20 protein-coding genes are annotated in these 20,137 nt (G+C 67.5%); 4 read left to right on the forward strand and 16 right to left on the reverse strand.

The window, feature by feature from the left end; translation table 11 throughout:
* Window positions 1–34: 34 nt before the first annotated feature.
* Window positions 35–1,000 (reverse strand): carbohydrate ABC transporter permease, encoded by a 966-nt coding sequence (locus ACI7YT_RS14490; protein ID WP_406246359.1) that lies wholly within the window; start codon window positions 998–1,000, stop codon window positions 35–37.
* A gap of 10 nt (window positions 1,001–1,010) precedes the next feature.
* On the reverse strand, window positions 1,011–2,009 hold the full coding sequence (locus tag ACI7YT_RS14495; protein WP_406246361.1) for an ABC transporter permease: 999 nt from the start codon (window positions 2,007–2,009) through the stop codon (window positions 1,011–1,013).
* A 246-nt stretch (window positions 2,010–2,255) separates the two neighbouring features.
* Here ACI7YT_RS14495 and ACI7YT_RS14500 point away from each other — a divergent pair, with 246 nt between their 5' ends.
* Together ACI7YT_RS14500 and ACI7YT_RS14505 are read left to right on the forward strand one after the other, a co-directional pair.
* Window positions 2,256–3,221, forward strand: coding sequence for an acetylxylan esterase (locus ACI7YT_RS14500; protein WP_406246363.1), 966 nt, complete (start codon window positions 2,256–2,258; stop codon window positions 3,219–3,221).
* 41 nt (window positions 3,222–3,262) lie between these two features.
* Window positions 3,263–4,207 (forward strand): Ppx/GppA phosphatase family protein, encoded by a 945-nt coding sequence (locus ACI7YT_RS14505; protein ID WP_406246365.1) that lies wholly within the window; start codon window positions 3,263–3,265, stop codon window positions 4,205–4,207.
* 19 nt (window positions 4,208–4,226) lie between these two features.
* Here the strand turns inward: ACI7YT_RS14505 and glmM are convergent, their stop codons facing one another.
* The 9 genes from glmM to ACI7YT_RS14550 all read right to left on the reverse strand — a co-directional run bounded on the left by glmM (window position 4,227) and on the right by ACI7YT_RS14550 (window position 11,565).
* On the reverse strand, window positions 4,227–5,585 hold the full coding sequence (gene glmM / locus ACI7YT_RS14510) for a phosphoglucosamine mutase (RefSeq protein ID WP_406246367.1): 1,359 nt from the start codon (window positions 5,583–5,585) through the stop codon (window positions 4,227–4,229).
* Window positions 5,586–5,600: 15 nt separating this feature from the next.
* Window positions 5,601–6,089, reverse strand: a complete 489-nt coding sequence (gene rpsI / locus ACI7YT_RS14515) for a 30S ribosomal protein S9 (RefSeq protein WP_406246369.1) — start codon at window positions 6,087–6,089, stop codon at window positions 5,601–5,603.
* 26 nt (window positions 6,090–6,115) lie between these two features.
* On the reverse strand, window positions 6,116–6,562 hold the full coding sequence (rplM, locus tag ACI7YT_RS14520) for a 50S ribosomal protein L13 (RefSeq protein ID WP_406246371.1): 447 nt from the start codon (window positions 6,560–6,562) through the stop codon (window positions 6,116–6,118).
* Between the two features lie 172 nt (window positions 6,563–6,734).
* Entirely contained in the window at window positions 6,735–7,403 is a 669-nt protein-coding gene (locus ACI7YT_RS14525) for an endonuclease/exonuclease/phosphatase family protein (RefSeq protein WP_406246373.1), read from the reverse strand.
* Between the two features lie 70 nt (window positions 7,404–7,473).
* On the reverse strand, window positions 7,474–8,349 hold the full coding sequence (gene truA / locus ACI7YT_RS14530) for a tRNA pseudouridine(38-40) synthase TruA (RefSeq protein ID WP_406246375.1): 876 nt from the start codon (window positions 8,347–8,349) through the stop codon (window positions 7,474–7,476).
* A gap of 69 nt (window positions 8,350–8,418) precedes the next feature.
* The gene (locus ACI7YT_RS14535; RefSeq protein WP_406246377.1) at window positions 8,419–9,096 is read right to left on the reverse strand and encodes a methionine ABC transporter permease; all 678 of its coding nucleotides are present in this window, start codon (window positions 9,094–9,096) and stop codon (window positions 8,419–8,421) included.
* Window positions 9,093–10,142, reverse strand: coding sequence for a methionine ABC transporter ATP-binding protein (locus ACI7YT_RS14540; RefSeq protein ID WP_406246378.1), 1,050 nt, complete (start codon window positions 10,140–10,142; stop codon window positions 9,093–9,095). Before ACI7YT_RS14540 ends, ACI7YT_RS14535 begins: the two co-directional genes overlap by 4 nt.
* A 52-nt stretch (window positions 10,143–10,194) precedes the next feature.
* Entirely contained in the window at window positions 10,195–11,115 is a 921-nt protein-coding gene (locus tag ACI7YT_RS14545) for a MetQ/NlpA family ABC transporter substrate-binding protein (RefSeq protein WP_406246380.1), read from the reverse strand.
* A gap of 84 nt (window positions 11,116–11,199) precedes the next feature.
* Complete coding sequence (locus tag ACI7YT_RS14550; RefSeq protein WP_406246381.1) at window positions 11,200–11,565, reverse strand: winged helix-turn-helix transcriptional regulator; 366 nt, start codon at window positions 11,563–11,565, stop codon at window positions 11,200–11,202.
* Window positions 11,566–11,657: 92 nt separating this feature from the next.
* On the opposite strand from ACI7YT_RS14550, the gene ACI7YT_RS14555 reads away from it, so the two are divergent.
* Window positions 11,658–12,512: an SDR family oxidoreductase gene (locus tag ACI7YT_RS14555; protein ID WP_406246382.1), complete on the forward strand. Its 855-nt coding sequence runs from the start codon at window positions 11,658–11,660 to the stop codon at window positions 12,510–12,512.
* A 184-nt stretch (window positions 12,513–12,696) separates the two neighbouring features.
* Here the strand turns inward: ACI7YT_RS14555 and ACI7YT_RS14560 are convergent, their stop codons facing one another.
* Entirely contained in the window at window positions 12,697–15,105 is a 2,409-nt protein-coding gene (locus ACI7YT_RS14560; protein WP_406246384.1) for a beta-L-arabinofuranosidase domain-containing protein, read from the reverse strand.
* A gap of 135 nt (window positions 15,106–15,240) precedes the next feature.
* On the opposite strand from ACI7YT_RS14560, the gene ACI7YT_RS14565 reads away from it, so the two are divergent.
* Complete coding sequence (locus tag ACI7YT_RS14565; RefSeq protein WP_406246386.1) at window positions 15,241–16,059, forward strand: SDR family oxidoreductase; 819 nt, start codon at window positions 15,241–15,243, stop codon at window positions 16,057–16,059.
* Between the two features lie 44 nt (window positions 16,060–16,103).
* Here ACI7YT_RS14565 and ACI7YT_RS14570 read toward each other — a convergent pair whose 3' ends face one another.
* The 4 genes from ACI7YT_RS14570 to ACI7YT_RS14585 all read right to left on the reverse strand — a co-directional run bounded on the left by ACI7YT_RS14570 (window position 16,104) and on the right by ACI7YT_RS14585 (window position 20,136).
* Complete coding sequence (locus ACI7YT_RS14570; RefSeq protein WP_406246388.1) at window positions 16,104–17,111, reverse strand: sugar phosphate isomerase/epimerase family protein; 1,008 nt, start codon at window positions 17,109–17,111, stop codon at window positions 16,104–16,106.
* A gap of 39 nt (window positions 17,112–17,150) precedes the next feature.
* Complete coding sequence (locus ACI7YT_RS14575) at window positions 17,151–18,167, reverse strand: LacI family DNA-binding transcriptional regulator (protein WP_406246390.1); 1,017 nt, start codon at window positions 18,165–18,167, stop codon at window positions 17,151–17,153.
* A gap of 68 nt (window positions 18,168–18,235) precedes the next feature.
* Entirely contained in the window at window positions 18,236–19,456 is a 1,221-nt protein-coding gene (locus ACI7YT_RS14580; protein ID WP_406246392.1) for an endo-1,4-beta-xylanase, read from the reverse strand.
* Window positions 19,453–20,136 carry a hypothetical protein gene (locus ACI7YT_RS14585; protein WP_406246394.1) on the reverse strand — a complete coding sequence of 228 codons (684 nt, stop codon included), beginning with the start codon at window positions 20,134–20,136 and terminating at the stop codon, window positions 19,453–19,455. Before ACI7YT_RS14585 ends, ACI7YT_RS14580 begins: the two co-directional genes overlap by 4 nt.
* Window position 20,137 lies beyond the last annotated feature (1 nt).

Here is a 20,137-nt window from a genome sequence, read left to right on the forward strand (position 1 = left end):
GCTTTCCTTTCTGTGGTGCGTGGTACCGGGACCGTCAGCCCTTGACGGCGCCCAGCATGATGCCCTTCACGAAGAAGCGCTGGAACAGGGGGTAGATGAAGATGATCGGCAGGACGACGAGCACCGACACGGTCATGCGGATCGAGGTGGGCGTCTGGGATGTCGCCGCCGACACGATGCCGCTCAGATCGCCGCCGGCGTTCTGCGCCGCCTGCGCGAGGCTGGATGCCTGGTTGATGAACATGTAGAGCAGGTACTGCAGCGTGTACAGGCTCTGATCCGTGATGTAGATCAGGGTGTCCTGGAAGCTGTTCCACTGCGCCACCGCGGAGAAGATGGCGACCGTCGCGAGGATCGGCGTCATGTTCGGCAGATAGACCTTGAAGAAGATCTGCACGATGTTCGCACCGTCCAGCTCTGCGGCTTCCTGCAGCGACTCCGGCATGGATTCGACGAACGTCTTCACGAGGATGATGAAGAACGGCTGCACGATGAACGGCAGCACGTACACCCAGAAGTTGTTGGTGAGGCCGAGTGTCTTCATCACGATGAAGACCGGGATGAGGCCGGCTGAGAAGTACATCGTGATGATGAGGAAGCGGTACCAGAACTGCCGGGCCCACATCTTCTTCTGCGTGAACATGAAGCCGAGGAACGCGGATGCCAGGACGGTGAAGACGGTCCCGATCACGGTGCGCGCGACGCTGACGACGGCGGCGAGCGGCAGCCCGTTGAGCTTGAACACCTCTTTGTAGTTGTCGAGGTGCACGTCGATCGGCCAGAGCCGCACGTCGCCGAGAGCGGAGACGTCGTTCGCACTGATCGAGTTGATGATGAGGTAGTAGAACGGATAGGCGCACAGGACGACCAGGAGCGCGAACACCGTGTAGTTGATGATCGCGAACATCACGTCGCCGCCGTGCCGTTCGGCTTCCGGCTTGCGGCTCTTCGGCCCGGTCGGACGGACGGGGCGCTTGGGGGGTGCGGTCAGAGCGGTCATGGCGCGCCTCTCAGACGATCGATTCGCCGCGCACGCGCTTGGCGATGGCGTTGACGGTGAACAGGAGGATGACCGAGACGATGCTCTTCAGCATCCCGATCGCGGTCGCCATCGACAGGCTGTTGCCCGTCATGCCGATGTTGTACACGTACAGGTCGAGCACCTGGATCCATTCCTTGTTGAACGCGTTCTGGAACACGTAGTACTGCTCCATGCCGTTGTTCAGAAGGTTCGCGATCGAGAGCAGCAGCAGCACGAGATATGTCGGCATCAGCTGCGGGACCGTGATGTACCACATCTTCTGGAAGCGCCCGGCGCCGTCGATCTCGGCCGACTCGTACAGCGACTGATCGATGCCGGCGATCGCGGCGAGGTAGATGATGGCGCCCCAGCCCAGCCCCTTCCAGATGCTCCACAGCGTCATGGTGAGCCAGACGTTCTGATCGGTGTCGAGGAACTTGATCGGTGCGGTGATGATGCCCCAGTCGCCCAGCACGTTGTTCACGAGGCCAGAGCTGGAGAACAGCGAGAAAGCGATCATGTAGACGAGCACCCAGGAGATGAAGTTGGGGAGCGTCGTCAGCGTCTGCACGGCGTTGCGGAACCACGGCGCGCGGATCTCGTTGAGGAAGATCGCGAACGCCAGCGGCAGGACGCTGGTCGCGATGCCGAGGAAGCTGATCGCCAGGGTGTTCATCATGACCTGCGAGATCTGCGCGACCTGCGTCGGCGAGCTCACGAGCATCTGGAACCACTGCAGGCCGACGAACTCGCTGCCCGACAGGCCGAGCGCCGGCTTGTAGTCGTACAGCGAGTACACCCAGCCGTACAGCGGGAAGTACGAGAAGAGGAAGGCGAGAAGAATGAACGGCAGGATCACCAGGAACATGCCGAACGATTTGCGGCCGCCGGCCTGTTGCCGGTCGCGGCGCCTGCGTCGCCTGCGCGACGGATTCTCGACATCATCGAGTTGCGTGACCATGGTCTCGGTCAGGGTCGTGGTCGTCATCGTGCCATGCCTTGCGCGTCGGGGGCGTCCTCGCCCGCAGATTTGTCGAATCGCTTCGATTGAATAAACCACGTCGATGACTGTTCGTCAATCTTCGCGGCGTCACACCCGGGTAACGATCCGAGAGCGCTCCCATGTTCGAGTGCATCGAAACGCTTCGACACCAAGATAGGCGCTTGCGTCGATCAGCGCAACCTCGTGTCTCCCGTTTCGCGGATGATCCGCTCGAGCCGCTACCGTGATGCCGTGCCTTTGACTGATCTCACCCTCGACGAGCTCGAGACCTACTGTCCTGTCGTCGCCGAGCCGGACGGCTTCGACGCATTCTGGGAGCGCACGCTCGCCGAAGCACGCATCGCGGCGACGCCGCCGACGCTGACGCCGGCCGAGACCCCCGTGACCCAGCTCATCGTCGAGGATCTCACCTTCAGCGGCTTCGGCGGCGACCAGATCCGCGCCTGGGTGACTCGCCCGCGGAGCGAGGAGGCGCTCCCGACGATCGTCGAGTACATCGGATACGGCGGTGGCCGCGGCATCCCCGGCGAACGCCTGCAGTGGGCATCCGCCGGGTACGTGCACGTGCTGATGGACACCCGTGGCCAGGGTGCGAACTGGGGCAGCGGCGGAGACACCCCTGACCCGCACGGATCGGGATCCGCAGCGACCGGCTTCATGACGCGCGGGATCGAAGCCCCGGAGACGTATTACTACCGCCGACTGTTCACGGATGCCGTCCGCGCCGTCGACACCGCACGGGAATTGCCGTTCGTGCGCGCGGACCGCGTCAGCGTGACCGGCGGCAGCCAGGGCGGCGGCATCTCGATCGCCGCGGCCGCCCTCCATCCGGATGTGTTCGCCGTGATGCCGGACGTGCCGTTCCTCTGCCACTTCCGCCGGTCGGTCGAACGAACCCCCGATCACCCGTACGCCGAGATCGAACGCTACCTCGCCGTGCACCGCGACCGGGTGGATCAGGTGTTCGAGACGCTGTCGTACTTCGACGGCGTGAACTTCGCGCGCCGCATCCACCAGCCCGCACTGTTCTCGGCCGCGCTCATGGACGGCATCGTGCTGCCCTCGAGCGTGTACGCCGCGTACAACCATCTGGGATCGTCGGATGCCGAGATCGAGGCATACGCGTTCAACGGCCACGAGGGCGGACAGATCGCCCAGTGGGTGCGGCAGGCGCGCTGGCTGGCGGAGCGCGTGTAATCGCGGTCACGGGCGATCCCGCGCGCCGCTACGCTTTGTCCGTGCGCTTGGGAGTCATCGACATCGGTTCGAACACCGTCCATCTGCTCGCCGCCGATGTCCGCCCCGGAGGGCGTCCGCTGGCAACGACGAGCGATCGGACCGTCCTGCGCCTGATGCGCTATCTGACCCAGGACGGGTCGATCTCCGAGGAGGGCGTTCAGGCACTCGTGACGGCCGTGACGCGCGCACGGAGGGTGGCCGACTCCGAGAACGTCGGCGCGCTGCTCGCCACGGCCACCAGCGCGGTCCGCGAGGCCACCAACGGCGCCGACGTCATCGCACGCATCGAGGCGGCGCTCGGGCAGCCGCTGCAGGTCCTGGACGGCGAGACCGAGGCCGAACTGACCTTCCTGGCCGTTCGGCGCTGGTTCGGCTGGTCTGCCGGGCAGCTGCTGCTGCTCGACATCGGCGGCGGGTCGCTCGAGATCGCGGCCGGTTCGGACGAGATCCCTGATGCCGCGGCATCCGTCCCTCTCGGCGCCGGCCGGACGACCGTCGAGTTCCTGCCGGAGGACCCTCCGGGAGAGCCGGCCGTCGAGCGGCTGCGCGCCCACGCCGTCTCGGTGCTGTCGGACGTGACGCCGACCTTCACCGCGCTCCCCCGCCCTGACCACGTGGTCGGCTCGTCGAAGGCGATCCGGTCGCTCGCACGGCTGGTCGGATACCCCGTCCCTGGATGGTCGGGAATCGACCGCATGCTCCTGCCCCGTGAGGAACTGGGGTCGTGGATCCCACGGCTCGCGCGACTGCCCGCATCGGCGCGCCAGGAGCTGCCAGGCATCACGCCCGATCGCACGTTCCAGATCGTCGCAGCCGCCGTCGCACTGCACACGGCGATGCGGATGCTGAACGTGAAAGAGCTCGAAGTGTCGCCGTGGGCGCTGCGCGAGGGCGTGCTGCTGCGCTACATCGAATCGATGAGCTGGAGCGGCACCGGCATCTGAGCCGGTGCCGCTCTGCGGCTCAGAGCGCCAGCCGTTCCTTCACGACGTCGGCCAGCTGCTGCGCGTAGGACTGCGCGGACTCGGCATCCGCGGCCTCGACCATGACGCGCACGAGCGGCTCGGTGCCGGATTTGCGCAGGAGCACTCGTCCGGTGTCGCCGAGCGCCTGCTCGACGGTGCGGACGGCATCCTGCACGCCGTCGTCGTCAGCGACGCGATCCTTGTCGACGCCCGGGACGTTCGTGAGCACCTGCGGGTACACCGTCATGACGCTCGCCAGCTCGGCGAGGGTCTTCTTCTGGCGCGCCATCTCGGCCACCAGGTGCAGCCCGGTGAGCAGCCCGTCGCCGGTCGTGGCGAACTCGCTCATGATCACGTGACCGGACTGCTCGCCGCCGAGGGCGTAGCCGTTCGCGTTCATGTCCTCGAGGACGTACCGGTCGCCGACCGCGGTCTGACGCACCGTGATGCCGTGCTCGCGCATGGCGACGTGCAGACCGAGATTGCTCATGACGGTCGCGACGAGCGTGTCGTCGGTGAGGTGTCCTCGGTCCTTCATGGCGATCGCGAGGATGGCCATGATCTGGTCGCCGTCGATCGCGTTGCCTGCGGCATCCACCGCGAGGCAGCGGTCCGCGTCTCCGTCGTGGGCGATGCCCACGTCGGCACCCAGACGGACGACGGCTTCCGCGAGCTGATCGAGATGCGTCGATCCGACACCGTCGTTGATGTTCATGCCGTCGGGGTCGGCGCCGATGACGGTGACCTCGGCCCCGGCATCCCGGAAGGTCTCCGGAGACACGCCTGCGGCCGCGCCGTTCGCGCAGTCGAGCACCACGTGGAGCCCGTCGAGGCGATGCGGCAGCGAGCCGAGCAGGTGCACGACGTAGCGGTCCTCGGCGTCCGAGAAGCGCTGGATGCGGCCCACGGAGGCACCGGTGGGAAGCAGCTTCTCACCGGACATCGCCGATTCGATGCGCTGCTCGACGACGTCGGGCAGCTTCACGCCACCGCGGGCGAAGATCTTGATGCCGTTGTCGGGCGCCGGATTGTGCGACGCCGAGACCATGACGCCGAAGTCGGCGTCGCGGTCGGCGACGAGGAACGCCAGAGCGGGGGTCGGGATCACTCCCGCGTCGAGGACGTCGACGCCGGAGGAGGCAAGGCCCGCGGAGACCGCGGCAGCCAGGAACTCACCGGAGACGCGCGGATCGCGGGCGACGACGGCTGTGAGCCGCTTCCCCTCCGCTTTGCGCGCCTCGGCAGTACGACCCTGGCCCAGGACGACTGCAGTCGCCTGGGCCAGGGAGAGCGCCAGGTCGGCGGTGAGGATGCCATTGGCAAGGCCTCGCACGCCGTCCGTGCCGAACAGAGCCATGAAGGTCTGTCGGGCTTAACGCTTCGAGTACTGAGGCGCCTTGCGGGCCTTCTTGAGACCAGCCTTCTTGCGCTCCTTGACGCGAGCGTCACGGGAGAGGAAGCCGGCCTTCTTGAGGGTCGCGCGGTTGTTCTCGATGTCGATGCCGTTCAGCGAACGGGCGATGCCCAGACGCAGCGCACCGGCCTGGCCCGAGGGGCCACCACCGGAGATGCGGGCGATCACGTCGTAGGAACCGGCGAGGTTCAGCACCGTGAACGGGTCGTTGATCAGCTGCTGGTGCAGCTTGTTCGGGAAGTAGTCCTCGATCGTGCGGCCGTTGACCGTGATCGTGCCCGAACCGGGGACGAGGCGCACGCGGGCGATGGCCTGCTTGCGACGGCCGACAGCGGCGCCGGGGACGCTCAGCACGGGACGGGGAGCCGTCTCCGCTGCTGCTTCGGCCTCAGGCGTAGCGGTCGAGAAGTTCTGCGGGAATTCGGTGGAGTCCTGGATGTCAGCCACGAGTATGTCCTTAGTCGTTGCGGCGCTTACTGGGCGACCTGGTCGAGGGTGTACGTCTGCGGCTGCTGAGCGGCGTGCGGGTGCTCGGCGCCCACGTAGACCTTCAGCTTGCCCAGCTGCTGGCGGCCGAGGCTGTTCTTCGGGAGCATGCCCCGGATGGCCTTCTCGACGGCGCGGACGGGGTTCTTCTCCAGCAGTTCTTCGTAGGAGACCTTCTTCAGGCCGCCCGGGTAGCCGGAGTGACGGTAAGCCATCTTCTTCTGAAGCTTCTGACCGGTGAGCGCGACCTTGTCGGCGTTCACGATGATGACGAAGTCACCCGAGTCGAGGTGGTTCACGAAGGTCGGCTTGTGCTTGCCGCGCAGGAGCGCTGCGGCGTGCGAGGCGAGGCGACCGAGAACGACGTCAGTGGCGTCGATGACGACCCAGTCACGCTGGATCTGCCCGGCCTTCGGGGAGTAAGTGCGCGTCACGATAGTGCTGCTTTCTTGTTCGAACGGAGGAGTTCGTGAATCCCACTCCGGGGTGGTTCTCACCGGAATCGGTGGGAACACGCCAGTGGAGGGCTCACGTTCGCGGTGCCGCAGTAAGGCACCAAAGGGTTAGCCTACGGTATCCGGGCCCGAATCCCCAAACCGAGCGCGCCTACTCCAGCCGCGCGGTGATGAGGATCGGACGATGATCGCTCGCGCGCTGCGGCAGCGTGCGGATGCTGTCGATGTCGAAGCCCTCTGAGGTGGCGAAGTCGTAGTGCCCCTTGAACACGCGGTAGCGCGTGTAGGTGCGCTCGTCCGACAGGGTCAGCGTGTACCCGTGGTCGCGCACGGTCTGCCCGAGGTTCTCCTTGAACACCGGGTAGTTGTAGTCCCCGACCATGAGGATGGGGATGCCGGGACCGAGGCGCTCCAGCTCGGTCAGGGCGCTGCGGATCTGGTTGCGGCGCAGCGAGTTGAGAGCGGTCAGCGGCGCGGCATGGAAGGACGCCACGATCATCTCGCGCCCGTCATCGATGTCGTAGAGCCGGACTCCCATGACCCGCTCGTGGGCGGGCTTGAGCATCCGGTCGTGCAGCGACTTCTTGAGTTCGATGGCGCGCAGGGAGTGCAACCGGAACGTGTTCTCGCGGTAGTAGACCGCGAGTCCGAGACGATTGCCCTGGGTCGCCTGCGCCAGCACGAGGTCCCCGACGCGGTCGGGGAGGGCGGACACATCGCATTCCTGCAGGCAGAGGACATCGGCGCCGTGCTCGTTGACGAGCGCTTCGAGTTCACCGGCCGCGCGATGCTTGCGCAGGTTGTAGGAGATCACCTTCATCTCCTCTCACGCTAGACCCTGCAGCCATGCGCGAGGTAGCGAACCGGGGTACGGATGCCGAACGGCGCCGTCACTCGTCGTCGACCGGATCCGTCCGCCCTGCCCTGTCCCGATCCCGCCGCGCCCTGGTCTGCTCGGCGCGCGTCGCGAGCAGCTCGTCCGCGGGGTAGCCGACCTCGGTCAGGGTGAGTCCGCGGGCGGCGAGCACCTTGAACTCGCTGGTGCGCATCCGCGCGTCGCGCAGCACGACGAGGTCGGAGGCATCCAGGCGCCCCTCCCCCACGGCCGTGCATGCGCCGACGAGTGCCCTGACCATGCTGTGGCAGAAGGCATCCGCTTTGACCTCCGCCACGAGGACGCCGTCGTCGGCACGAGTCCATCGGTAGTCCAGCAGCGTCCGGATCGTCGTCGCCTCGGCTCGCGCCTTGCAGTAGGTGGCGAAGTCGTGGAGGCCGATGAGCGTCTGCGCCGCGGCATCCATCGCCTCGACGTCCAACGCGCTGCGGATGCTCGCCGTGTCGTATCTGCGCAGCGGATCGAAGCCGGTGACGTCGTCGGCGAGGCGGTAGCGGTAGCGCCGCCAGACAGCCGAGAAACGCGCATCGAACCCCTCGGGCGCGATCGCGGACGATGTGACGGTGGCATCCGGATAGGCGCCGAGGACCCCGCGCATGCGGCCGGCGATGGACCCGGCCGGATCGTGCGCCGCTCGCCCGTGCCTGGTCACGATGCGCGACCACTGCGTCTCGTCCAGGTCGACGTGCGCGACCTGTCCGTGCGCGTGCACCCCGGCATCCGTGCGTCCGGCGACCGCGAGCTGCACGTCCGAACCGACGATGCGCCCGAGCGCCGCCTCGAGCGTCCCCTGGACGGTGCGCAGCCCCGGCTGCTTGGCCCAGCCCCGGAAGTTCGTCCCGTCGTAGGCGATGTCGAGGCGGATTCTCACGCCACCAGCCTAGACCGGACGCCGTGCGGGGCGACGGAGCCGCGGCCCCGGACTAGCCGCGGCCCCGGACTATCGGCGCAGGACCCGCTGCGCCAGCCAGTTGCCGAAGAGCTGGCCGACCTGCACGATGACGATGATGATCGCGACGGTCACCCAGGTGGCCTCCTGATTGAACTGCTGATAGCCGTAGATGATCGCGAAGTTTCCGAGACCTCCTCCGCCGATGTATCCGGCCATCGCGGACATGTCCACCACCGCGATGAACATGAACGTGTAGCCGAGGATCAGCGGCGCGAGCGCCTCGGGGATCACGAGGCCGAACAGGATCGCGAACCGCTTGGCGCCGATCGCCAGCGCGGCCTCGACGACGCCGGGGTCGACCGCGACGAGGTTCTGCTCGACGACGCGTCCGATGACGACGGCGGCCATGATCGTCATCGGGACGATGGCCGCCTCCGTGCCGAGCGTGGTGCCGGCGACGAGCTTCGTCACCGGTCCGACGGCGGTGAGGAAGATGATGAAGGGGATCGGCCGGATGACGTTGATCACGAAGTTCAGCACCGTGAAGACAGCACGATTGGCGAACAGGTTCCCGGGCCGCGTGGCGTACAGCAGGGCGCCGATGAGAAGGCCGGCCGCGCCGCCGATCAGCATCGTCACGACGACCATGTAGATCGTCTCCTGGATCGACTGCAGGAGCACCGGTGTCAGGCTCGTCCAGTCGGTGGCCGTGCGGATGCCGATCATGACGGCGCCTCCGTTTCGGCCGGTGCGGTATCCGCGAGCAGTTCGGCCCTGGTCCGCGCGGAGAGTTCGGATGCCGCGGCCGCGACGGCGCCGGCATCCCCGTGCAGGCGATAGGTGAGCGTGCCGAGCTGACGGCCCTGGATGTCGGTGACCCCGCCGAAGACGACCGTGTGCCGTACGCCGTGCTCGTCGAACACGGCGGCGATGTCTTCGCTCGTGAACTCGTTGACGTCGACGCTGATGAGACGGCCGCCGCCGGTGCGCAGCGCGGCGAGGGTGTCGCCGGACGGCACGCCCTGCGTGACGGCGGCGACGAAGCGCTCGGTCAGCGCCGCCCGGGGGTGCGCGAAGACCCGATAGGTGTCGCCGCTGTCGACGACTCGACCGCCGTCCATCACGACGACCTGATCGCACAGCTCGTGCACCACGGAGATCTGGTGGGTGATGACCACGATCGTGATCCCGAGGCGGCGGTTGATCTCTTTGAGCAGCGCGAGCACCTCACCGGTGGTCTGGGGGTCCAGCGCGCTTGTGGCCTCGTCGGCCAGCAGCAGCTCCGGATTCGCGGCGATCGCCCTGGCGATGCCGACGCGTTGCTTCTGTCCCCCCGACAGCGCCCGAGGATACCGATCGGCCTTGTCGCCGATGCCGACGAAGTCCAGCAGCTCGGTCACCCGAGGGCCGATGTCGGCCTTCTTCCAGCCGGCGACCTTGAGCGGATACGCCACGTTCCCGCGGACGGTGCGCGAGGTGAACAGGTTGAACTGCTGGAAGATCATCCCGATCCGTCCGCGCAGCGAGCGCAGCTCGTTCGCCGATGCCGTGCCGACGTCGGTGCCCAGCACCGTCACGGCCCCCGACGACGGCTTCTCCAGTCCGTTGATCAGCCGGACCAGCGTGGACTTCCCCGCACCGGAGTACCCGATGACGCCGACGATGGATCCAGGCTGGATCTCGAGGTCGACGTCATCGAGCGCGGCGACGGGTGCCCCCTTGCGCGTTCCGGGGAACGCCTTGGAGACGTGATCGAACGTGATGATGCTCATCGGATGCTGCTGCCCTTGCGTTGTACCCGCTCGGAGACGCCGGTCTGCGACGTCACTCCTGGGTCGCTCGCAACTGGTCCTCGAGCGAGGTCAGTTCGGCCTGCAGGTCCTCGGCGGTCCAGTCGCCCTTGAACTGCAGGTTGCCCTGGTTCAGCTCGGTCACGGCTTCCTCGACCTCGGGGCTGTGGTAGGCCTCGACGAGCTTCGCCCAGCGGGGGTCGTCGGCCTGATCCTCGCGGACGACGAAGGCGTTGATGTACGGCGCGAGCTCCGGGTCGTCGAGGTCCTCCTTGAAGATGATCAGGTCGTCGCCCAGGCCGCCCTTCTGCGCCTGCGTGTTGTTCACGACGGCGGCCTGCGCGCTGCCGTCCTTGAGCGCGGCGACGGTCTGGTTCGTGTCGACGGGGAGCACCTCGACGGCGCCGGAGACGATGTCCTCGGGTCCGGACAGGCTGTTGCCGCCGTCCTTCAGCTCGAGCAGGCCGGCCTTCTGCAGGTTCAGCAGGGCGCGGGCGAGGTTGGTCGGGTTGTTCGGCACGGCGACCTTCGCGCCGTCGGGGAGGTCTTCGATGCTGGAGTACTCCTCCGAGTAGAGCGCCAGCGGGTAGAGAGCGGTCGCGCCGACAGGCACGAGAGTTCCGTCGTTGTTGACGTTGAATTCGGAGAGGAAGATCAGGTGCTGGAACAGGTTGACGTCCAGTTCGCCGTCCTGCACGCCCTGGTTCAGCTGCACGCCGTCGTTGATGGTCCGCACCTCGAGCGTGATGCCTTCGTCCGCCAGCTTGTCCTTGAGGATCGTCCAGTGCGCCTCGGTGCCGTCGTCCGCGCCGATGACGATCGTGCTGGTGTCCGCATCGCCGCCGTCGGCAGGATCGGATGAGCCGGCGCACGCCGACATCGACAGCGTCAGCACGCCGGCTGCCAGGATGCCGAGGACGGACAGGAACTTGCTCTTCGCACGGGAATCAGTCACGAGATGGAGTGAATCACAGGGCGATGGCGAAGCCGATTCGCACGGTAACGACGCGTAATGCGACGGTCGGCGCGCGCCTCCCGGTCAGGACCGCTCGAGCATCCGATCGGAGTTGTCGGCGACCCATCCGACCAGCGGGAGCATGCGCTCCATCAGATCCCGCCCCAGCGGAGTGAGGCTGTACTCGACGTGCGGCGGCACGGCCGGGAAGGACTCGCGATGCACGAGCCCGTCGTCCGCGAGTGTGCGCAGCGTCGATGCGAGCATCTTCTCGCTGATGCCTTCGACGCTGCGGCGCAGTTCGCCCCAGCGCAGCGTTCCCTCGGAGAGCGCGGACAGCACCAGGACGCCCCATTTGCTCATGATGTGGTCCAGCACCACCCGAGTACTGCAACCGTCATCGAAGACTCCGGGTTTGGATTCCCGGATCTGCGCAAAACTAACCGTCATGTGGGTACCTTACATCAAAGTGGGTACCGGACTTCGGGAAGGTTGCGGTGCGGGGCCGGGTTGTGAAGGACGTCACCACGAAAGGACACCCCATGACTCTCCTCGTCACCGCAGCCACCGGAAACCTCGGACGCCTCGTCATCGACAGCCTGATCGCACGCGGCGCCGACCCGGCATCCATCGTCGCCGGCGCGCGCGACACCTCCAAGGCCGCCGATCTCTCGGCTCGCGGCGTCCGCGTCGCCGAGCTCGACTACGACCGACCAGACACCGTCGCCGCTGCCATCGACGGCGTCGACGCCGTGCTGCTCATCTCGGGCTCGGAGGTCGGCCGACGCATCGATCAGCACAAGGCCGTCATCGACGCGGCGAAGGATGCCGGCGTCTCGAAGTTCGTGTACACGAGCGCCCCGAAGGCGAGGACGAGCGCGCTCGTCCTCGCGCCCGAGCACAAGGCCACCGAGGAGCTCATCTCCGCATCCGGACTGCCGTCCGTCATCCTGCGCAACAACTGGTACACCGAGAACTACGCCGGCGACGCCGCTCAGGCGAGCGAGACAGGGGTCCTCGCCGCGAGTGTCGGCGACGGAAGGGTCGCCTCCGCCAGCCGCGCGGACTACGCGGATGCCGCCGCTGTCGTGCTGCTCGAAGACGGCCACATCGGTTCGGTGTACGAGCTCGGCGGCGATGTCTCCTGGAACTTCTCCGACCTCGCCTCCGCCATCTCGGAGGTCACCGGACGCCCGGTGGAGTACACCCCGCTGTCGACCGATGAGCACGCGGCAGCGCTCGAGAGCGCCGGGCTGGATGCCGCAACGATCGGGTTCGTCACGGCGCTGGATGCCGGAATCCGCGACGGCGCTCTGGCCGAGACCGACGGCACGCTCGCGCGTCTGATCGGCCGCCCCACGACGCCGCTCGCGGAGGGCCTGCGCGCGATCGCCTGACGCTCCCTTCTCGTTCGTTGAGCGAGCTCCTCTCCCTCGTTCGTTGAGCGAGATCCCCCCGTTCGTTGAGCGAGCGGAGCGAGTCGAAACGCGGTGGCGGCTGACCGGCAGTGACCGCGTTTCGACTCGGTCGGCTCCGCCGTCCTCGCTCAACGAACGAGGGGAAGCGCTCCCCCGTCCGGGTCTACAGCCGAGCCGTCCGCACTCCGAACACTCCGCCGACGGGCGTCTCGCCGATGCTCTGGAACCGCACGGTGACGACCGGAATGCGCTCGCCCGCGGCATCCAGTGCGAATCCGCCCTGCTGGTCGCGTTTGAACCCGCCCGCTGCCAGGATCTCGCGCGGGATCTCTTCGACGCGCTCGTAGAGCGAGCCGTCGCCGTGCGGATCCTCGATGACCTCACGCCGGAACACGACCCCGTTCAGCAGCACGTCGAAGGTGCGCCCGGCATCCTGCCCGCTGTAGCGGATGCCGAGCACGTTGTCGGCGTCCGGATCGACGATCAGGTCGTATTCGAAGTAGGCATCCGGGTCCGCCGATGCCTCCCGGTACTGCGCACCGTCCCGCACGCCGACCGTCGACGCATGGAAGCGGTGGTTCTTGTCCGCCTCCGAGTTGTTGTTGTCGAACGAGGTCAATGCGTCGATGACATCGGAGCCGGCGGCTGCGGCATCCGATTCGGTCCCGCGCTCCACGAGCGTCACGTAAGTCGCGTAGCGGACGCCGTAGAGGCTGAAGTACGGCTCCCAGACGAGGGCGGCTGCGGTCTCATCGACGTCTCGCAGGGCGAAGCGCAGCTGTCCGCCCTGCCCGTCCGGAAGACGGACCAGGTGGTCGGCGATCGACCGCTTCCACTCCGCTGGGTCGTCCACGATGACCTCGCCGGTGAGCGACGGATCGGCGACGCCCATCTGCACGAGGACGCCAGCGGTGTAGGTGGCATCGACGTTCTCCCGGCTGAGCTCTGCGGCGAGCAGCACGGGGCCGTAGGCGAACGCCACCCAGTTCTCGTTCTCTGTGCCATCCGAGATGCGGATCTCGGAAGGCAGCGTGTACGCCACGTCATCGCCGGCGGAGAGGTCGACGCAGAGGTATCCGCCGCCCGCTTCGGCCACGACCGGACGTCCGTTCACGGCGAGCGTCGGCGCCGCTGCCGCCCACGACGGGACGCGCAGGCGCAGCGTGATCCCCGCAGCGGGCTCGCCGTCGAGGCCCTCGACGGCGAAACGCACGGTCGCGTCGCGCGGGACGTCGGCCGCCTGGGTCAGGCGCAGGTTCTGCTCCGGCAGGCGCAGCTCGCTGGAGGAGAACCGATTGACCACGACGGCTCCGCCGCCGAGGAAATAGATCCCATCGCCGAGCTTGGTGAAGCTCTCGATCCCGGTGCCGTGGTCGCACCAGAACTGGTCGAACGGCTCGCCGAACACCTTGGCGTATCCGGCCCGCTGCGGCTGGAAGTACGTCACCATGCCGGTCTCGGGGTTCTGAGACGCCAGGATGCTGTTGAAGAACGTCCCCTCGTCGTAGTCGGCGTAGCGGACATCGCCCGTCAGCGCGAACAGTCCGCGGCTGAGCTTGAGCATGTTGTACTCGTTGCAGCCCTCGGCCGTGGAGTTCTCGCCATAGCCCGTCACGGCGCCGTTGTTCGCCCGCTCGAACAGGGTTCCCGGCGCGTGGAAGTGCTCGGATTGGCTGTTCGCTCCGTTGGCGTAGGTGTGGTCGTCGACGACGATCCGCCAGAAATTCTCGGCGGCAGCGCGGTGCATGTCCAGATCTGCGCGGTCGTCGCCGCTCGCGTCACCCCGCGCGGACAGCACCGCGTACCGCTCCAGCGCGCCGACCAGTTTCGGAATCGTCGTATTGGCGTGCCGACCGGCGAGGACATCGTCGCCCGCCGCGAGACGGAGGAACAGGTCGGTCTCATCGAACCGCTCCGCCGCACGACGATGCACCGGATCCCCCGTGATCGCATACAGGCGGTAGAGTGCCTCGTTCATCCCGCCGTACTCCGTGTCGAGGATGACCGCCGGGTCCTCCAGCGAAGCGGCGTAGGTCTCGATCCACGCGCCGAATCCACTCGCCACGCGAAGGGCGACGTCGCCGATCTCCTCCGGCGCGTAGCGGTGCGCGTCGAGGAGACCCGCGAGCACCTTGTGCAGGTTGTAGAAGGGCACGAGCAGCCCGTCCCCGCCGCTGGGCAGCAACTCGGGTGGGAACGGGGAGACGTAGCCCGCGGCATCCGGATGGGCGCTCGCGTAGGCCTGCTGGCACCGGTCGAGTCCACGGACGGCCGCACCCAGGCGTTCGAGGATCCGCTCGTGCGTCGCGGCATCCCTGGCGGATGCCGACGCCTGCGACAGTGCGGAGATCACGTGACCGAAGAAGTGCCCCTGGAACCGGGTGCCCTCTTCGCGCTCCCAGCCGCCGTAGCCCGCGGATCGCGTCGGCGGGAGCCCGGCGAGCCGGTAGAAGGAGAACAGCAACCGCTCGGGATCGAGACTCAAGACGTACTCGAGGGTCCTGTCGGCAGCGTTGCGCAGGTACGGATCCTGGACGGTCACGTCTTCGAGACGAGCAGGTGCGAGGAGCATGGCTCCGATCCTGCCACGTCTGTGACCGGTCACGGGTGCACCGTGGAGATCGTCGCGATCAGAATCTTATTGCGGACAAGATCTGTCCTGGATGCTCGAGAGACTGAAGTCCTCAACCAACGGAAGGACCTCCTCATGACGATTCTGGTGACCGGCGCGACAGGCAATGTGGGACGACACATCGTGGCGCAGCTGGCCGAACGCGGCGAGAGCGTTCGCGCGCTGACGCGCCGCCCCGATCGGGCTCAGCTGCCCGCCGGTGCGGTCGCGGTGCAGGGCGATCTGACCGATCTCGACAGCATGCGGGCGGCCTTGGAGGGATGTGAGGCAGTGCACTTCATCACCTTCGACGGGGCGACGGGCGCGCCGCTGCAGAACGGCGCGGAACTCGTGGCGCTGGCCGAGGCATCCGGGGTCCAGCGCATCAGCGTGCTCGGCGGCTGGTTCGAGAGCACTCTCGAGCCCGCACTGCGCGCCCGGAGCATTCCGTGGGCGCAGCTCGCCCCGGTCGAGTACATGACGAACGCGTTCGAGTGGGCTCCGGAGGTCGCGCAGCACCGGCGGGTCCGCACGCTCGCCGACTGGCCGAGCGCGATGATCCACGCCGGCGACATCGCCGCCGTCGCGGTCGTGCTGCTGACCCAAGAGGGACACGATGGCCAGGTCTACTACCTGACCGGCCCCGAGGCGCTGACCCCGGCCGAGCGCGCAGCGCGCCTCGGCGAGGCGCTGGGCGAGGATGTCGAGTGGATCCACCTCGATGAGGGCGAGGAGGTCGAACGACTGCGTGCGTTCGGCTACGACGAGGCATACGTCGCGTTCGGACTCGAGCTGGCGAAGAACCCGCCCGAGGTCGGGCAGATCGTGCAGGACACCGTCACGCGCCTCACCGGCCAGCCGGGGCGCACGTTCGCGCAGTGGGCCCGCGAGAATGTCGAGGCGTTCCGGGGGTGACGAGTGCGGGCGGACCAGGGCTGCATGCTCCGGGTCCGCCTGCCTCAGTCGGCCTTGGTGGAGAAGGCGGCGTCGAAGGCGGCGGCCGGTGGGGTGATCGCGTTCAACTCGCGCACGAACGCCAACGCCTCCGGAGCACCCTGAAGGCGATCCATCCCGGCGTCCTCCCACTCCACACTCGTCGGCCCCTCGTACCCGATCGCGTTCAACGCCCGGAACAACGGATTCCACGGCACCTCACCATGCGCGGTCGACACGAACGTCCACCCCCGCCGCGGATTCGCCCACGGCAGATGCGAACCCAGCACCCCGTTACGGCCATCCAGATTCGTGATCGACTCCTTCACGTGCACATGGAAGATACGCGGTGCGAAGTCGAGCACGAACGCGATCGGATCCAGCTGCTGCCACATGAAATGCGACGGATCGAAATTGATCCCGAAACTCTCCCGATGCCCGATCGCCTCCAGCGTCCGCTTCGCCGTCCAATAGTCGTACGCGATCTCGCTGGGGTGCACCTCGAGCGCGAACCGCACCCCGACCTCCTCGAACACATCGAGGATCGGGTGGAACCGGTCGGCGAAGTCCTGATACCCGGCCTCGACCCACTCATCGGATGCCGGCGGGAACATCGCCACACCCTTCCAGATCGACGACCCGGAGAACCCCACCACCGTCTTCACACCCAACGCCGCCGCCATCCGCGCCGTCATCTTGAGCTCCTCGGCGGCCCGCTGACGCACTCCCTCCGGATCCCCATCACCCCACACCCGGTCATCCAGGATGTCCCGATGACGCTGATCGATCGGGTCGTCGCACACCGCCTGACCCGCCAGATGGTTCGAGATCGTCCACACCTTCAACCCATTGCGGGCCAGGACGTCCAACCGGGACTGCACATACTCGGCGTCCTCCCACCGGGAGACATCCAGATGATCACCCCAACAGGCGATCTCCAGACCGTCATACCCCCACTCCCCCGCAAGCCGCGCCACCTCCTCGAACGGAAGATCAGCCCACTGCCCCGTGAACAACGTGATCGGACGCGTCATATCCAGCTCCTTCGCTCGATTCGTGTACAGCTTCGTGTTCTACGCCGCCGGCGGTGCCGTCGACTCCCGGATGATCAGCTCGGTCCCGAGCTCCACCTTCTGCGACGCCAGCGGTTGTCCGTCGGACAGCGTCATGAGCATCTGGGTCGCGAGCGCCGCCATCTCGGACAGCGGCTGGCGAACAGTCGTGAGCGACGGGGCGAGCCAGGAAGCCAGCGGCAGGTCGTCGTAGCCGACGACCGAGACATCGGCGGGCACTCGCAGGCCGAGCTCGTGCGCTGCCCGGATGAGTCCGAGGGCTTGCGAGTCGGAGCCGGCGAAGACCGCGGTCGGACGGTCGGGACGCCCGAGGAGGTCGAGGCCGTGCTCGTAGCCTGCGGCGACCTCGAAGGTGCCCCACTTCACCAGCGACGGATCGACCTCGAGACCAGTTTCCCCGTGCGCGCTGCGGAACCCGTCGACGCGGGCACGGCTGCACAGCACGGCCTCCGGACCGGAGATGACGGCGATGCGCCGGTGCCCGAGTTCGAGCAGATGACGGGTCGCGGAGAGCGCCCCGTTCCAGTTGTTCGAGCCGACCGTTGGAACGCCGGCCGGAGTCTCGCCGTCGGTGTCGAGCACGACGAAGGGGATCGATCGCGCGGTCAGCTGGCGCTGCTGCGTGTCATCCAGCCGGGAGAGGACGAGCAGCACCCCGCGTGTGCCGCGCGAGGTGATGCTGTCGATCCACTCCTGCGGCGGGCGGTGCGAGCCGCCGAGCTCGCTGAGGACGACGCCGACGCCGCGAGGGGCCGCCGCCTTCTCGACGCCGACGATGATCTCCTGCGCCCAGGCGCTGCCGAACTCGTGGAAGACGAGGTCGAGCAGGCCGTCGGCCTTGGTGGGCGATGCCGCACCGACCGGCTTGCGGTACTCGTGCCGCGCCAGTGCCTCTTCGACACGGCGGCGCGTCGCCGGGGCGACGTCGCTTCGCCCGTTGAGCACGCGGGAGACGGTGGGTACGGAGACGCCGACCTCTTTCGCGATCGTCGCGATCGTCGCGCCGCCTCGTGCCATTCTGTTTCTCTCCCCGCCGGAACGTGCGTCCCATCCTACGCGCGAAACGCGGCCGGCCTCCGGCATCCTCATTCGTTCAGGATGGCCCGCACCGACGACTCTCCGGTGCCGACGGCGACGGCGCCTCGTCGGCCGTCGGCCGACACCTCGAAGTCGCCGGCGAACGCCTTCAGAGCGAGGCGACCGTCCGCATCCGTGCGGGTCGGGAGCTCATCGAACCACCACTCGCCCCGCACGAGGTCACGGAGCGCGTCGTATGCCGGCTTCGGAGACCCGTCGCGGCGGATGAGCCCGCTCGGAGCGTTCAGCCAGGCGGTGGCGTCGTCGAATCCCCAGTACGTGATCGCCGCGACGGCCGGATGCTCGACCAGGGTGCGGTAGTGCCGCACGATCTCGTCGGCCTGCCGCTGCTCGCCCTCGGGCGTCGACGGCCAGTCGTCGACCACGTGGTCGTTGAGGTCCTCGATGTGCCCTGGCATGAGGTCGCCGGACAGCAACGACGTCTCCGTCCAGTGCAGTGGCAGACCGAAGCGTGCGAATCGCTCGCAGATGTCGTGCACCTGCTCCTCGCCGCGGTATCCCTTGTGCATGTGCGACTGCAGGCCGATCGCGTCGATGCGGACTCCGGCATCCAGCACGTCGCCGATCAGCCGTTCGTAGTCGGGCCCGAGATCGAAGTCGTTGAGGATGAGTGTGGCGTCCTGGTTCACGGAACGCGCCTCGTCGACGGCCATGCGGATGAACTCCACCTGGCCGTACTTCTCGCAGAGCCGCGTGATGGCGTTGCGGATGCCGTCCGGTTCGTTCTGGAAGCGCGGCATGATGACGGCTTCGTTGACGATGTCCCAGGTGTCGACGAGTCCGGTGAAGTCGCCGACCTCGCGACGGATCCGGCCGCGCAGGGCCCGCTCGGCCTCGTCGAGCGGGAGCCGATCGACCCACGGCGCCTTGACGGTGTGCCAGACGAGCGGATGTCCCTTGAGTCGCACTCCGCGGTCGGCGAGTTCGCGGGCGCGGCGGGTGAGCGCGATGACGTCCGGCTGCCCTGGCTCGGGCTCGTAGCGCCCCCAGTAGAACTGCAGCGTCGCGGTGTCGAACAGGTCGAGCCATTGACCGAGCGCCTGTTCGCCCGGAACACCGGGAGCCGTGCATCCGAATCCGAATTCGTGACGCACCTGCGCAACGGTCACGTCGTGATCGCGCAGAGGCCTGCCCTCGGCATCGACCACGAGCACACGGGCATCCGCTTCGCGGTGACGGTAACGGGTGGAGGTCTGGACATCGGTCATCGGGTGAACCTCGATCTCACATCGGTTTCGACAGGGCGGGAGATGACGCGCAGCAGCAGCGCGAAGGCCCACGCGCACAGCAGCAGCACGGCCTCTGACGTCATGGTCACGACCGTCGCCGCCACGAACGCCAGGCACGCGAACGCGAGCGTCGTGCGCCATTGCGTGAAGAGTTCGGCTGCGGCGATGCGCATCGCGTCACGCGTGCGGAACGCGAAGTAGCTCGTGACGACCAGCAGGTGACCGGACCACAGTATGAGGACCACGAGCAGGACGATGGCGATGGGCTGGAGGATCGCGCCACCGGGCGCTGCGGCGCCGGCTGTCGCGTTCACGACCAGGATGCCGGCGATCACGAGCACGGGAACCCACCACGCGAGGACGTCCTTCAGATTCCGCACGAGGCCGCGCCACAACGGACGAGCAGGGCGGAGATCAGGCTCCTCCTCCCAGGTGCGCTGCGCGTAGAGCGTGGCCGCGAGCGCCGGCACGATCGGGAGGAGCGCCGCGACGTAGAAGATCGACGACGCCCCCTCCGTGAGCCCCAGCGCCATCCACACCAGCACGGTCGGCGCACCGCACAGGGCGAGGAAGGCGGCCAGCACCATCCAGCGATAGATGGTCGCGGCGGCCCTGGACACGACCCCGGTGCCGACCTCTGCGACGAGCCTCTCCGCCATG

The sequence above is a fragment of the Microbacterium sp. M genome (genome assembly GCF_045181065.1).
Classification (GTDB): domain Bacteria; phylum Actinomycetota; class Actinomycetes; order Actinomycetales; family Microbacteriaceae; genus Microbacterium.